The 15,841-nt window shown below is 69.4% G+C and carries 7 protein-coding genes; all 7 read left to right on the forward strand.

Annotated elements, in window-relative coordinates; genetic code table 11:
* Positions 1-25: 25 nt before the first annotated feature.
* Complete coding sequence (locus tag AC1U89_RS04835; RefSeq protein WP_479898601.1) at positions 26-3,268, forward strand: error-prone DNA polymerase; 3,243 nt, start codon at positions 26-28, stop codon at positions 3,266-3,268.
* A 177-nt stretch (positions 3,269-3,445) separates the two neighbouring features.
* Positions 3,446-4,753, forward strand: a complete 1,308-nt coding sequence (locus AC1U89_RS04840; RefSeq protein WP_479898602.1) for an SWIM zinc finger family protein — start codon at positions 3,446-3,448, stop codon at positions 4,751-4,753.
* A complete protein-coding gene (locus tag AC1U89_RS04845; RefSeq protein ID WP_479898603.1) occupies positions 4,743-7,697 on the forward strand; it encodes a DUF6493 family protein in 2,955 nt (984 codons plus the stop codon). Before AC1U89_RS04840 ends, AC1U89_RS04845 begins: the two co-directional genes overlap by 11 nt.
* A 172-nt stretch (positions 7,698-7,869) precedes the next feature.
* Positions 7,870-8,454: an RNA polymerase sigma factor gene (locus tag AC1U89_RS04850; RefSeq protein WP_479898604.1), complete on the forward strand. Its 585-nt coding sequence runs from the start codon at positions 7,870-7,872 to the stop codon at positions 8,452-8,454.
* A complete protein-coding gene (locus AC1U89_RS04855) occupies positions 8,423-9,397 on the forward strand; it encodes a FecR family protein (protein WP_479898605.1) in 975 nt (324 codons plus the stop codon). The genes AC1U89_RS04850 and AC1U89_RS04855 overlap by 32 nt, the downstream gene beginning before the upstream one ends.
* 472 nt (positions 9,398-9,869) lie before the next feature.
* Positions 9,870-12,593 (forward strand): TonB-dependent receptor domain-containing protein, encoded by a 2,724-nt coding sequence (locus tag AC1U89_RS04860; RefSeq protein WP_479898606.1) that lies wholly within the window; start codon positions 9,870-9,872, stop codon positions 12,591-12,593.
* A 55-nt stretch (positions 12,594-12,648) separates the two neighbouring features.
* Entirely contained in the window at positions 12,649-15,828 is a 3,180-nt protein-coding gene (locus tag AC1U89_RS04865; protein ID WP_479898607.1) for an amidohydrolase family protein, read from the forward strand.
* Positions 15,829-15,841 lie beyond the last annotated feature (13 nt).

A 15,841-nucleotide genomic window follows, 5' to 3' on the forward strand; every position in this document is an offset into this window, starting at 1 on the left:
CCCTCCCCCACGGGAGGAGGGTCTGATGGCGGGCTACGCCGAGCTCCAGGCCACCACCAACTTCTCCTTCCTGCGCGGGGCCTCCCACGCGGACGAGTTGATGACGACCGCCGAAGGCCTGGGCCTGGCCGCTGTCGGGGTGGCCGACCGTAACAGCCTGGCCGGGGTGGTCCGCGCCTGGACGGCGGCCAAGGACCTCAAGGTCCGCGCCCTGACCGGCTGCCGGCTGGACTTCATGGACGGGACGCCCAGCCTGCTGGTCTATCCGTCMGACCGCGAGGCCTTCGCCCGCCTGACCCGCCTGCTGACCGTCGGCCAGCGCCGGGCCGAGAAGGGCGAATGCCATCTCACCTGGAAGGACTTCCTGGAGCACGCCGACGGCCAGCTGGCCCTGGTCGTGCCGCCCGCGAAACTGGACGAGACCTTCGAGACGGACCTGACCCGCATGGCCGGAGAGTTGCGCGGCCGGGTGTGGCTGGCCGCCAGCCGGGCCTACGCCGCCCAGGACCTCAAGCGCCTGTCGCGGCTGTCGGACCTGGCGCGCGAGGCCAGGGCGCCGATGGTCGCCACCAACGACGTGCTCTATCACGGCCCCGAGCGGCGGCCGCTGCAGGACGTGATGACCTGCATCCGCGAGGGCTGCGCGATCACCGAGGCCGGCTTCCGCCTGGAGGCCAACGCCGAACGCCACATCAAGACCCCGGCCGAGATGGTCCGGCTGTTCGAGCGCTGGCCGGGGGCGGTGGAGCGCACGGTGGAGATCGTCGAGCGCATCGGCTTCGACCTGGGCGACCTGAAGGAGCAGTATCCCGACGAGCCCGTGCCGCCGGGCAAGACCGCCATGCAGCACCTGACCGACCTGACCTGGGCGGGGGCGGCCTGGCGCTATCCGAACGGTGTGTCGCCCAAGGTCGCCGACCAGCTGCGCGAGGAGCTGCGGCTGATCGCCAAGATGGACTACCCCAACTACTTCATCACCGTGCACGACATCGTCCACAAGGCGCGGGAGATGGGCATCCTGTGCCAGGGGCGCGGCTCGGCGGCCAATTCCTCGGTCTGCTTCTGCCTGGGGGTGACGGCGATCGATCCCACCGAGCACCGCCTGTTGTTCACCCGCTTCATCTCCGAGAACCGCGGCGAACCGCCGGACATCGACGTCGACTTCGAGCACGAGCGGCGCGAGGAGGTGATGCAATACGTCTACGAGCGCTATGGCCGGGAGTACGCGGCCATCTGCGGCACGGTCATCCACTATCGTCCGCGCAGCGCCATCCGCGACGTCGGCAAGGCCCTGGGCCTGACCGAGGACATCACCGCCATCCTGGCCAACACTGTCTGGGGCAGCTGGGGCGACAGCCTGCCCGATGAGCACATCCGCCAGACAGGGCTGGACCCCAGGAACCCGCAGATCGCCCGCGCCATCGCCCTGGCCACCGAGCTGCTGCAGCACCCGCGCCACCTGTCGCAGCACGTGGGCGGCTTCGTCCTGACCAAGCGGCGGCTGGACGAGACCGTGCCGATCGGCAACGCGGCGATGGCCGACCGCACCTTCATCGAGTGGGACAAGGACGACATCGACAGCCTGGGCCTGATGAAGGTCGACGTGCTGGCCCTGGGCATGCTGACCGCCATCCAGCGGGCGTTCGGCATGCTGCGCGCCGACCACGGCCAGCCGATCACCGACCTGGTTCATGTGCCCACCGAGGTGAAGGGCGTCTACGACATGCTGTCCAAGGCCGACAGCGTGGGCGTGTTCCAGGTGGAAAGCCGGGCCCAGATGTCGATGCTGCCCCGGCTGCGGCCCAACCGGTTCTACGACCTTGTGATCGAGGTGGCGATCGTCCGGCCGGGCCCGATCCAGGGCGACATGGTCCATCCGTATCTAAGGCGGCGACAGGGTCTGGAGCCGGTCGAGTTCCCGGCCCCGTCGCCGGAGCACGGCCCGGCCGACGAGCTCCAGAGCATCCTGGGCAACACCTACGGCGTGCCGCTTTTCCAGGAGCAGGCCATGAGCCTGGCCATCGAGGCGGCCAAGTTCACGCCCGACGAGGCCGACGGCCTGCGCAAGGCCATGGCCACCTTCAAGAACCTGGGCGATCCGGCCCAGTACCGCGACAAGTTCGTCGAGGGCATGGTCTCGCGCGGCTACGAACGCGACTTCGCCACCCGCTGCTTCAAGCAGATCGAGGGCTTCGGCTCGTACGGTTTCCCGGAAAGCCACGCGGCCAGCTTCGCCAAGCTGGTCTACGTCTCGGCCTGGATCAAATGGGCCTGGCCGGACGTCTTCTGCGCGGCCCTGATCAATTCCCAGCCGATGGGCTTCTACCAGCCGGCCCAGCTGGTGCGCGACGCCAGGGAGCACGGGGTCGAGGCGCGGGCCCCGGACGTGATGATGAGCGACTGGGACTGCACGCTGGAGGCTAGGGCCGCTGGGGACGGCGGGGTTTTCAGGCCCGCTCCCGACAAGCTCTCCAACGAGGACACCCGCCCGTTCTGGAAAGCCGTCCGCCTGGGCCTGCGTCAGATCAAGGGCCTCAAGGAAGACGACGCCGAACGGCTCGTCGCCGCCCGCGCCGCCGGGGCCCGGACGCCGGCCGACTTCGCCCGCGCCGGGGTCTCGCAGCGCGGGCTGGAACTGCTGGCCGAGGCCGACGCCTTCGCCTCGACCGGCCTCAAGCGCCGCGACGCCCTGTGGGCGGTCAAGGGGCTGAAGGGCGAGGCCAGGGTCGACAGCCAGGCGCCGCTGCTGGCCGGCCTGCCGCTGTTCGAGGACGCCGTCGCCCTGCCGGCCATGGCCTTGCCCCAGGACGTGGCCGAGGACTACCGCACCACCAGCCTGTCGCTGAAGGCCCATCCCTTACGCTTCTTCCGGCCGATGCTGGATCGGATGGGCGTCCTGACCGCCGACCGCCTGAAGGGCGTGCGCGACGGCCGCAAGGTCAGCGTCGCCGGCCTGGTCCTGATCCGCCAGCGGCCGGGCACCGCCAAGGGCGTGGTGTTCGTCACCCTGGAGGACGAGACGGGCGTGGCCAATGCGGTGGTCTGGAAGGACTGCTTCGACGCCAACCGCCGCACGGTGATGAGCGCCTCGTTCCTGATCGTCCACGGCAAGGTCCAGGCCGCCGACGGCGTGATCCACGTAGTGGCCGAAAGCTTCACCGACCTGTCGTCCGAACTGGCGCGGATGAAGGAGGATCCCGAAGCGCCGGCCCCGACGGTGCGGATGCGGACGTCGGGACGGCTGCAGCGGAGCCGGGATTTCCACTGAGGGGCGGGAGACGAGCGTCGTCCGCGGCGGCGGCCATCGGCCCATCGCCGCGCGGGCTCCACCCGGGGTGGTGGGCGCGCCGGAATGGTCTAGTATCCCGATCGGCATCTGTCTTTTGGGGGAAAGAACCTGTCCGCGGCCATCGACTTCACCTATCGCTACGCCTCCCCTTCGCGGGTGGAGCCCAGCGGGCGAGGATCCCCGCAACTGTCGCTGGCGACCTGCAACGCCGACCACGCCCAGCCCTATTTCTTCGACGGCCGCCTGCGCCATCCGCGGATGGTCGGCGAGATGCTGTATGTGCTGAGCGACGTCGTCCGCACGCACTTCTTCCTGCCGCGGCCCGCCCTGCTCGATCCCGTGTTGACGAGCAACGAGGACATCCTGCGGCTGGAGGGTTTCAGCGGATGCTGCGGCGTCTACGCCCGGGTCGACCTGCCGGCCTCGGCTTTCGACGGCGAGCGCCAGGGCCGGGGCACGACCAATGTCGATTTCAACGTCGATATGCGCAACGCCCTGCTGCGGCTGCGTGACGACGAGGACGTCGCCTTCGCCGTCGGCGCCGACGAGGTCGTGCTCAGCCGGGGCGCCGAACGCACGGTCGAGAAGAAGGTCAAGTTGCCGCTGCGCTGGATCAAGGGGTTCAGCGAGGTGCAGGCCTATCAGCCCCGGCTGGAGCTCAAGATGGAGGTGACCGCGGCGGAAGCCTTGCGGTTCGTCCGGAGCCTGCCGCAGGCGTCGCGGCCGAAGATGCCCAGCTACGCCGCCTCGGTGGGACGGTCCATACGGCTCAGCCAGCGCCCGCAGAAGGGCGCCGTGCCGATCCTGGGAACCCATCGGGTGAAGATCATCGAGCCGCTGCTCCTGCGCGCCAGAAGCCTGAAGGTGTGGGCCGACGACGACAGCGGCGCCAGCGCCTGGGAAGTCTGCTATCCCCAGGGCAGCTTCTTCCTGATGATCAGCCCCGAGGTCTATCGCGGCTTTTCCGGGGAGGGACAGGTCCTGTCGGCGCTGGCCAGGCCGCCGTCCGACAGCGCCATCACCAAGGTGCGCGCCAGCCTCAAGTGGCAGTCGCGCCTCGACCCCGACGGGCTGGCCGCCTCGCTCGGAATGGCCGCGGACGAGGTGAAGGACGCCTTGGCGGTTCTGGGCGCGCGAGGCCTGGCCGGCTTCGACGCCAATGCACGGCAGTACTTCCACCGCGAGCTGCCGTTCGACCTCGTCAAGGTCGAGGAGATGCAGCCGCGGCTCGGCAACGCCCGGCAGCTCGTCGAGACAGGCAAGGTCCGGTCCCTCGGCGGCGGCGAAGGGGTCTGGACCTTCGCGGTGCAGGGGACGGGGACCGAGCATCGCGTGCGATTGTCCGAGGAGCAGGACGCCTGCACCTGCCCCTGGTTCAGCAAGCACCAGGGCCAGCGCGGCCCCTGCAAGCACATCCTGGCCGCGTCTCTCGTTCAGCAGGGAGCGGACGGCGATGACGCCTGAGACGCTGGAGGACCTGATCCTCACGGAAGGCGACGCCTGGCTGCTGCAACGGGCCTGCGCCGACCTCGACGAGAAAGCGCGGACGAAACTATCCTCGGCGGCGCAGAAGCTGCATCGGCAGCTGAGCACCTGCAAAGCCAACGAGACCGCGTCCGAGCGCCTGAAGGCGCTGCTGGCGCGACGAGGCAAGGAGGGGGCCTGGAAGTTCTACAGCGCGCCGGAGAACAACAAGGCCACGATGGCCCTGTTCGCCCTCGGTCCTCTCACGGCTGTGAAGAAGCGCGGCCTGCATGTGTGGGGCGAGCAGCGCGTGGCCGAGCAGATCCTGACGGACCGCCGGCCGCCCTGGATCGACGACTGGATCGCCCACGAACTGGAGCAGGACTTCACCTGGCTGGAACTGCCCACGATCGTGTCCTGGATGAAGAGCGGCGTGTGCCGCAAGCTGGAGGTCGACGGCTACTACCGCAAGTTCGCCGGCCATCTGATGCGCACCCGCGACTGGGGCATGCCGGACACGACGACGCCGCCACCGCCGCTCAGCCGGCAATTGATCGACGAGCCGAGCCTGCTGGAAGACGTATGGGCGCTGTTCAAGATCGAGACCATCGCCTTCAACACCAACGGTTGGCTCACGAGCAACGCGGCGCCCGACTATGAGACCTGGCCGGACGCCCTGGTGAAACTGGCGGCGCAGGGCAGGTTGGATCGGGAGCGGTTGCTGCGCGCGGCCCTGGACGGCCTGCGGCTGGACATCAAGGAGAACCAGCTCGCGGGTTTCCATCGCTTCTACGTCCAGATGACGCCGACCTCGCAGGAGCTGCTGGAGCATCAGCCCCTCTACATCGACCTGCTGTGCCATCCGGTCGGCCACGTGGCGAAGTTCGCGATCGAGATGCTGGCCAGGGTCGAGAAGCTGGGCGCATTGGACGCCGATCCCGTGCTGCGCGAGATCCAGGGCGTGTTCGCCGGCGCCGGCAAGGGCAACGCCATGGCCGCGCTGATGCTGGTCCAGCGTACGGCGGCGCGTGACGAAGGCGCGCGGGCGCTATGCCTGTCGGCGACCGTCGAGGCCTTGCGCCATGCGAACGCGGACGTGCAGGCCAAGGCCCTGACCTTGCTCGAGGCGAACGCCGGACGGCTGGAGGCCGAGCAGCGGCAGCTGATCGCCGACCTCGAAGGCTTCGTCGCCGCCAGCAACAGGGCCAGGCTTCTGGCGCTGGTGGATCAGGCCCCGGCCCCTGGGCGGGCGGCCCGCGCGGAACCGGTTCCCGTCGTCGGCGCGCCATCCGCGCCAGGGGGCACGCCGCCGGAAGCCTATGTTCCGATCGGCGGGGACGTCGTCGGCCGGAAGGTCTTGTTCCCCGAGGCGGAACTGACGCCGATCCCGTCCGTCGACGCCCTGATCGACGCGGTGCTGCACGCCGTCGAGGTCGTGGACAGCCCGGACGACATCGAGCTGATCATCGACGCGATCAGCCGCTTCGCCGGCGACGCGCCGCCCGATTTCGAGCAGCGCGTCGCCCCGCTCGTCCACCGTCTCGAAAACGGGCGCACGGGTTCGAACGGACTGGGGGTCGTTCGCGTCGGCGCGGGCCTGGCGGTGCTCGATCTGATCTTCAGCTGGGCGCACGGTCGGCTGTACCGGACGGAAAGCCAGCACTCGGAATACTATACGCGGGACGAGGCCCTCGAGCCGATGGTCGCCCACCTGCGGGCGGTCGCGGAGCGAGCGGCGCGGCGCGAGAGCCGGACGCTGCTGTCCGCGCCCACGCACCACGGCGGATGGATCGATCCGCTCGTCTGGATGGATCGCCTGCACGCGCTGGCCTCGGTCGCGGGACTGGGTCAGACGATGGACTTCCGCCTGTCGCTGCTGCGCCTGGCGCCGGACAACCGCGCCGAGGCTCTCGAGCGGGCCGGCGCGTTGCCCGCGCCGCTGCGCCGGATCGTGGTCTTCGCGCTGGGCGGCGAGGGGGCGCCGGCGAAGGAAGACCGCCACGCCTACGCCGCCATGATCACCGCCGCCCGCTGCCGCGCGCCGCTGGCGGACTGGAGCGCGGCCTTCGCGTCGCTGGACCTGGAGGACGAGTGGCCCGACGGCCTGAGGCCGGCGCGGTACGGCTGGCGCGCGGCCCACACGGTCGGCCAGTATCAGAAGACCCGTTGGAAGACGCCGGAATTCCACGTCACGGTGAGCCGGGAGGGCGAGGAGGCGCTCGCGGAGCCCAAGGGCGGGCTGATCGCCCGGCTGCTCACCTCTGTGCAAGGCCGGGTGGTGACGAAGTGGAGCGAGCTGCCCACGGCCGCGCTGTGCCGCCCCATGGAGCCCCAGCGCTACTCGGGCGACCTGAACACCGTCTGGGTCACCCAATGGCTCGCCTATCTCTGGCCGCAGAATCCCGCCGGAGCGCAGATGAAAGGCGTCTCGAAGCTCGCGGGGAGGATCGACGAGAACAGCAGCAACTGGACGCCCGGGTTCGGATTCCTGCAATCGCTGTTCCAGAGGAACCGCCCGTGGGGCGAGCTCGGACACCTGCTGCTCTGCCTGGGCCTGATCGGCAAGGACGCCGACGCCAAAGGCCTGGCCGTCGACGCCCTGATCGAGGGGATCGAGGGCCGGGTGTTTGACCCGCGAGTGTTCGCCGACGTGATGGCGCGGCTCGGCGAAGGCAAATGGGGCAAGCTCAATCGGCTGGGCGAGGGGCTGATGCAGGTCGTGCAGGTTTCGACCCTGCATGCCGGGGTGATCTGCGAGGCCCTGGAAGCCTGGCTTCCGCGCTTCGACTTCGAGGAACGGAGCGGGGTGCACGTGCTCCAGGTGCTTCTGGAGGCCCGGGCGTTGACCGGACGTCCCCTCGCGCCCTTGGCCCAGGCCGCGCTGCGCGAAGTCGGCGGKAGCGGGAAGGCGGCGAAGCTGGCGAAGGATCTCCTGCGCGTCTGATCGGCCTCGCGAACCCCGGCGCGAGGGCTCGCCTGGGGCGCCGGGGGGCGCTTCATGCTTCGTGCGGCGGCGCCTGGCCAGAAAGAACGGCCGAATATCGTGACCGCATGTTGCTGACTCCATCCGGGGATCGGAACGTTCGTCCAGCCGGATCGTCGTCATCGAGGGGCCGTTGAAACAGAGCCGCGCCGAGATCGTCGCCTTCGTCGGCGGCCAGATCCTTCCACACGAAGCCGACGTGCGCGGGTGGCTGCGTCGGTCGGGCAGCTCCGCCGCCGACATCGACGACGTGATCCAGGAGACCTATTGCCGCCTCGCCGCCCTGGAGAGCGTCGCCCACATCGCCAACGGCCGCGCCTACTTCTTCCGGACGGCGCGCAACATCGCCATCGAKAAAATTCGCCGCGCGCGCATTGTCCGGATCGATTGCGTCACGGAAATCGACGCCCTGAACGTCGTAGATGAAGAGCCTTCCCCGGAGCGCGTCGTCGCGGGCCGTCGCGAACTGGGAAGGGTGCGGCAGTTGATCGAAGGGTTGCCCGAGCGGTGTCGACAGATCTTCACCCTTCGCCGGATTCACGGCCTGTCGCAGAAGGAGACCGCCGCGCGTCTCGGCGTGACCGAGAACGTCGTGGAAATGCAATCGGCCCGGGGCTTGCGTTTAATCCTGCGCGCCTTATCGGAGACAACGGCGCAGGATCATCAACCGACAGTCGGCAAGGCTCATGAGCTCCATTCGGTCCGCAAGCGAGATTGACGAGGAGGCGGCCGACTGGGCCGCCCGCGTCGACGCGCATGGGCTGGACGTCGAGCGTGACCCCGAACTGCAGGCCTGGCTGAAGGCCGATGCGCGGCGAGTCGGGGCGCTGCTGCGCGCCCAGGCGGCGATCAGCTTCCTGGACCGCGGCCGAGCCCTGGCCAATGTCGCGCCGACGGTCGAGGCCGTGGTCGCCCAGCGTCCCAATCGTCGCGCCCTGATCGCCGGAGCCGGCGGCGCTGTCGCCGCCGCCCTGGTCGGCGGGGTCGGCCTGTGGACCACGCGGCCCCAGCGGCTGGACACCCGCCTGGGCGAGATCCGCCGCGTGCCGCTGGCCGACGGCTCGCTGGTGGCGATCAACACCAAGACCGCGCTGGAAGTGGCGATGAAGCCCCAGTCGCGTCACATCGTCCTGAAGGAAGGCGAGGCCTGGTTCCAGGTCGCCAAGGATCCGCAGCGTCCGTTCGTCGTGGCGGCCGGTCCTGTCCGTGTCCGCGCCGTGGGCACGGCCTTCTCGGTGCGTCGCGACGCCGAGGCCGGGGCCGGCGTCGACGTGATGGTCACCGAGGGCGTGGTCGAGACCTGGGTCGAAGGCGACAGCGCTCCCCGGCGGCGGTTGTCGGCGGGCAGCCGCATCGTCCTGGCCAGCGCCGTCTCGCCCACCGTGGCGGAGTCGCCCTCCGAGATCGAACGAAGCCTGGCCTGGCGCAACGGCGAGATCGCCCTGGACGGCGAGAGCCTGGAACAGGCCGCGCGCCTGTTCAATCGCTACAACAGCCGCCAGATCGTGATCGACGATCCGGCCCTGGCCCAGGAGCGCTTCGTGGGCCTGTTCCAGACCAACGAACCAGAGAGTTTCGCGGCCGCCGTCGCCGCGACCCTCGGGGCCGTGGTCAGCGATGATGATCGCACGATCAGGATCGCGCGCGCTCGTATTTCCTAGAACATATTTCCCGCGCTGATTATAAATACATTGAATGTCCCTCATTCGTTTCGGCGATATGAGTAAAACTTACTTTCAAAGCACGTATATTGACTTCGCGTAGGTTGCGTTGATCGACCTGCTATCCTCGACGTTTGAAGTCGGGGTGTTCATGAAAGTCCTGAAAGAGCGGTCCCCGGCGGTAGGGACTTCCGCCGTGGGGGGCGGCCGCGCCGACAAGCGTGCGAAACGGGCGCCGGGCGGCGCAGCTGGCGCAAAAGCGGGCGTGTTGGGCCGTGAGCGGACCAATGCAACGTCCACCCACCGGAAAATCGGCTCCGGCGCCTCGTCCTGTCAGGAGGCCGCGAGTGGCGGGCCTCGGAACGATGGGGGATTGTCGATGCGTGACCGGAACCGTTCCGCCAGGCGGAGGCTGTTGTGCGCGGCTTCGGCCGTTTGGGCGCTGAGCGCAGGAACGAGTCTGGCCCAGGCCATGCCGTTCAAGATCGACGCCCAGCCGGCGGCGGCGGGCATCCGCCAGTTCGCCCGGCAGGCCGGCGTGCAGATMCTGGTCCAGTCCGACGCCGCCCAGGGCCGGCGCACCGGGCCGGTGCGCGGCGCCCTGCCGGTCGATCGCGCCCTGGAGCGTCTCCTGGCGGGGACGGGCCTGTCGGTGGTCTCCAACGACGGCAAGACGATCATCCTGGCCCCGCCGCGCACCGGCCTGATCCGGACCGGATGGTCGGGCGCCGGCGCTGGGGCCATGGCCGCGGTCCCCGAGCCCGCCCCGCCGCCGCCGCCGGAACCCGATGCGCCCAGCGTCATCGAGGAGCTGATCGTCACCGGCACGCGCTCGACCACGCGCACGGTCACCGAGAGCATGGCGCCGATCGACGTGATCTCGTCGGCCGAGCTGACCAAGAGCGGCAAGCAGTCGACCCGCGACCTGATCTCGACCCTGGTGCCGTCGGCCAACACCTCCAACAGCGGTGCGGGCGCCAGCTTCGCGATCAAGACCGTGTCGTTGCGCGGCCTGTCGGCCGACCAGACCCTGGTGCTGGTCGACGGCAAGCGCCGGCACAACACCGCCATCCTGTTCGTCAACGGCACCACGCAGAACGGCCAGTCGCCGCCGGACCTGGACCTGATCCCGTCGGCCGCCATCGAGCGGATCGAGGTGCTGCGCGACGGCGCCTCGGCCCAGTACGGCTCGGACGCCCTGGCCGGGGTGATCAACGTCATCCTCAAGAAGAGCCCCGAGGGCGGCTCGATGACCGCCCTCTATGGCAAGACCGCCGAGGGCGACGGCGAGACCGGCCAGGTCTCGGGCAATATCGGCCTGAGGCTCGGCGAGGCCGGCTATCTGAACCTGACGGGCGACGTGCGCCTCACCGACCTGACGGACCGGGGCGACCTGACGCCGAACACCACCCTGATGTACTTCCCGCTCAACGCGCTGGGCCAGCCCGTGCGGGTGGGGACGGCCGGCGCGACCCCGGACCCGCGCGAAGCCACGGTCAATCGGCACACCAGCCATCCGGGTTCGCCCCAGGTCCAGCTGTTCTCGCTGGGCTACAGCGCCGGCTCGCCGATCACCGGCGACATCGACGTCTACTCGTTCGGCACCTTCTCCAGCCGCAACACCGCCGCCTACCTGACCTTCCGCAATCCCAACGCCAGCAACAACATCACGGCGGTCAATCCCGACGGCTACACCCCGCGCCTGTTCCTCAAGGACCGCGACTTCCAGGTGGCGTTCGGCGCCAAGGGCGCGAATGTGCTGGGCTTCGACTGGGACCTGTCCTCGACCTTCAGCCGTGACGACGTCGACTACTACGAGAATTCGCTGAACGCCTCCCTGGGTCCGGCCAGCCCGACCTACTTCTACATCGGCGCGTTGAAGTTCCAGGAATGGACCAGCAACCTGGACCTCACGCGCGAAGTCCAGACGGGCGTCTTCGCCGATCCGCTGTTCGTGGCGGGCGGCCTGGAATATCGCGACGACAAGTTCGAGATCGTGGCGGGCGAGCCGGCCTCGTACATCAACGGCGGCTATGTCGCCCCGGCCGGCAGTCCGCAGGCCGGCGTGGTCTTCGCGGGCGGCTCGCAGGGCGTGACCGGCTTCCCGCCGTTCTCGGCCGGCTCGTTCTCGCGCGACAACGTCAGCGCCTATCTGAACGTCGAGCAGAAGCTGACCGACAAGCTGGAAATGGCCCTGGCCGGCCGGTTCGAGCACTATTCCGACTTCGGGAACGCCAAGACCTTCAAGCTGTCCAGCCGCTACGCGATCCTGCCCAACCTGGCGATCCGGGGAACGGCCAGCACGGGCTTCCGCGCGCCGTCCCTGCAGCAGCAGCACTACGCCTCGTCCAGCACCATCGGCGTGATCGTGCCGCCGGCGACCACCACCCAGCTCTATCCGGTGCAACTGCTGCCGCCCGACAACCCCGCCGCCATCGCGCTCGGCGCCAAGCCGCTGCGTCCCGAGAAATCGGTGAACTACTCGGTCGGGATCGTGTTCCAGCCGGTGCGGCGGATGAACATCACGCTGGACGTCTACCAGATCAAGATCGACAACCGCATCCTGCAGAGCGGTACGCTGGGGCCGAACGCGGCGGTCAGCAACGCCCTCGCGAGCCAAGGGCTGAACCCGCAGCAGGCGGCCTTCTACTACGGCAACTTCGCCGACACGAAGACGCAGGGCGTCGACTTCGTGGCCGACTACCACACCGACTTCGGCGACTTCGGCTCGGTGCGCTGGACGATCTCGGCCAACCACACCAAGAACGAGTTCACCCGCGTGGTCCAGCCGCCGCCGGCCCTGGCCGCGGCCGGCATCGTCTATATCGACCGGGTGAAGATCGGCGACCTGACGGTGGGGACGCCCAAGGACAAGTACATCCTGGGCGCCGACTGGAGCCTCGAGAAGTTCGACACCAACCTGCGCCTCACCCGCTATGGCGAGGTCATCCAGCGCAGCTCGCTGCCGGCCAACGATGAGGTCGTCAGCCCCAAGCTGATCGTCGATCTGGACCTCAGCTACGCCGCGACCGAGAACATCACCCTCAGCGTCGGGGCCAACAACCTGCTGGACGCCTATCCCGACAGCGTCCGCGCCGCCAATCGCGGCACGCCCGCCTTCGCCTACTACAATCAGTACTCCCCGTACGGGATCAGCGGCGGCTTCTACTACGCCCGCGTCGCCGCCCGGTTCTAGGCTTGGCCCGCCGGTCCGGGCCGAGAGCCCGGACCGGCTTTCTCGCGAGTTCACGATGACCAAGAGTTCCTCGCGTGGCGTCAGCCGCCGCCGGCTTTTCTCGATCGGCGGCGGGGTGATCGCCGCCTCGGGCGTCGCCGCCCTGACGCCGCCCGGCGCGAAGGCGGCCGACCAGCCCCTGGCCGCCGACACGCRCACCGTCACGGCGACCGAGGGCACCAACATCTGCGCGGTGGTTTCGCCCGACGGCAAGACCGTGGCCTTCGACGTCTACGCCATGCTGTGGCTGGTTCCGATCGAGGGCGGTGCGGCCAGGCGGCTGACCGACGACCTCTACGAGATCGCCCAGCCCGACTGGTCGCCGGACGGCGAGACCCTGGCCTTCCAGTCCTATCGCGACGGCAATTTCCACGTCTGGACGATCGGCGCCGACGGGGCGGGATTGAAGCAGTTGACCAAGGGCGCGTTCGACTGCCGCGAGCCGCGCTGGTCGCCGGACGGCAAGACGATCGCCTTCTCGTCCGATCGGGGCGGGCGCTACGGCGTCCACCTGCTGGACGTCGCCAGCGGCGAGATCACCGCCTTCAGCTCGGGGCCGACCGACGAGTTCGAGCCGTCCTGGTCGCMGGACGGCAAGGCCATCGCCTTCACGGTCGACAAGGTCCGCATCGACGTCCAGGGCCTGGACGGGGCGCGGCGGACGGTGGCCAAGGTCAAGGCCTCGGCCGACCGGTTCAACGCCGCCTCGCTGTCCAGCCCGGCCTTCGCGCCGGACGGCCAGGACGTGGTCTTCACCGCGATCGAGAACGGCAAGGCCGAACTGCGCAACGCCGCCGGCGTGGTGGTGCAAGGCGAGGACGTCTTCCCGTTCCGCCCGTCCTGGCTGCCGTCGGGCGGGTTCCTCTACACCGCCGACGGCCGGATAAAGCGTCGGGCGGCCGGCGGAGCGGCCACGGTCGTTGCCTTCACCGCCGCCGCACCGGTGCGCACGCCGCGCTACACCAAGAAGAGCCGCGACTTCCTGTCGGCCAAGGTCCGGCCGGTGATCGGCATCGGCAGCCCGGCCCTGTCGCCAGACGGCCGCCAGGTGGCGTTCCGGGCCCTCAACGATCTCTACCTGCTCGACATCGGCGGCGGCCCGGCCAAGGCCTTGACGAACGACGCCTTCAACAAGGTCGATCCGGCCTGGTCGCCGGACGGCAAGACCCTGGCCTATTCGACCGACAGGGGCGGGTCGCTGGATATCTGGCTGCGCGACATGGCCAGCGGCGCCAGCCGGCAACTGACCCATTTCGACGGCGCGGCGGTGTCCAGCGCCTGGTCGCGCGACGGCAAGTCGATCGCCTTCCTCAGCCAGAACGGCGGGCTGTTCGTGGCCGACGCCACGACGGGCGAGACCCGCCGCCTGTACGGCGACCTCTGGGAGCCGGGCAAGCCCACCTGGGGACCGGGCGACAAGACCATCGCCTACGCCGCCTTCAAGCCCTATTCGGCCCGCTTCCGCGAAGGCCTCAGCGAGATCCTGACCGTCGACGTGGCCAGCGGGAAGGGGACCTACGCCCCGATCCTGCCCGACCGCTCGCTGGGCACGCGGGGCGACGACGGTCCGGCATGGTCGCCGGACGGCAGGACGCTGGCCTACGTGTTCGCCAGCCGCCTGCACCTGTCGCCGGTGGACGAGACCGGCAAGCTGCTGGGCCCGCCCAAGCCGCTGAACGACGAAGTCACCGACGCGGTCAGCTGGAGCGGCGACGGCAAGAGCCTGATTTACATCTCCGCCGGCCAGCTGAAGCTGATCCCCGCCGCCGGCGGCGCGCCCAAGCTCGTGCCGCACGGCCTGACCTGGGCCAATGTCCGGCCCAAGGGACGGATGGTGGTCCGCGCCGCCCGTTTGTGGGACGGCAAGTCGCCGACCCTGCGCGAGAACGTCGACGTCCTGATCTCGGACGGCCGCATCGCCGGCGTCGCTCCGCGCGGCGAGGTGGCGGCCGACGTCACAGTGATTGACGCACCGACCGGCACGGTGATGCCCGGTCTGATCGACATGCACACCCATCGCCAGATGCAGGGCTACGGCTATGGCGACCGCGAGGGGCGGCTGTGGCTGTCGCTGGGCGTGACCACCACCCGCTCGCCCGGCGGCCCGGCCTATCACACGGTCGAGGACCAGGAGGCGATCGAGTCCGGCAAGCGGATCGGCCCGCGCTACTACGCCACCGGCGAGGCGATCGACGGCTCGCGGATCTTCTACAACTTCATGCGGCCGGTCACCGAGCCGGGCCAGATGGCGCTGGAGATGAGGCGGGCCGAGGCGCTGTCCTACGACCTGATCAAGACCTATGTCCGCCTGTCGGGCGAGCGCCAGAAGGAGGTCATCGCCTGGGCCCACGCCAAGGGGCTGCCGCTGACCTCGCACTACCATTATCCGGCCCTGGCGCTGGGCATGGACGGGATGGAGCACCTGGGCGCGACCAGCCGCACCGGCTATTCGCGCACGGTCAGCGCGCTGGGCAACATCTATCAGGACGTCAACGCCGCCTTCGTGACCAGCAAGGCGGCGCGCACGCCGACCCTGTTCACCTCGACGGCCCTGCTGGGCGAGGACCGTTCGCTGGTCGACGATCCGCGCATCCAGGCCCTCTATCCGCCGTGGGAATACGCCCGGTTGCGCGAGCGCGCCAAGCAGATGGCGGCCATGGATCGCACGCCGATCCTGGCCTCGCTGGAGCGGAACGTCGCCGAGGTGGCCCGCACCGTCCGCGCGGGCGGTCGGATCACCACCGGCACGGACTCGCCGATCGACTTCAACGCCGTCAGCCTGCACATGAACCTGCGGGCCATGGTCCGCTACGGCATGACGCCGTTCGAGGCGCTGGTCACCGCCACCAGCGCTTCAGGGGCGTATCTGGACGAGCCGCTGGGCTCGATCGCCACGGGAAACTACGCCGACCTCATCCTCGTGGACGGTGATCCCCTGGCCCGGATCGAGGACGCGGCCAAGGTCGCCAAGGTAATCAAGCATGGCGAGGTCTACACGATCGCCGACCTGATCGGGCCGTTCGCGGACCACGTCCAGCACGCGGCCCTGGGCGGCGGGGGAGGGGGCGGCCGGCGCTTTGCTTGCGAGGCCTTGCCCGAATACTGGTGGCACGAGCCTGATTTCCTGGCCAACGCGCGCGCCTCCTGCTGCGACGGAGCCTGCGGCTTGGCGCCGACCTTCAGCCTTCAAGTCTAGCATTGGGGACGAT

The organism is Caulobacter sp. 05T431 (assembly GCF_056665975.1).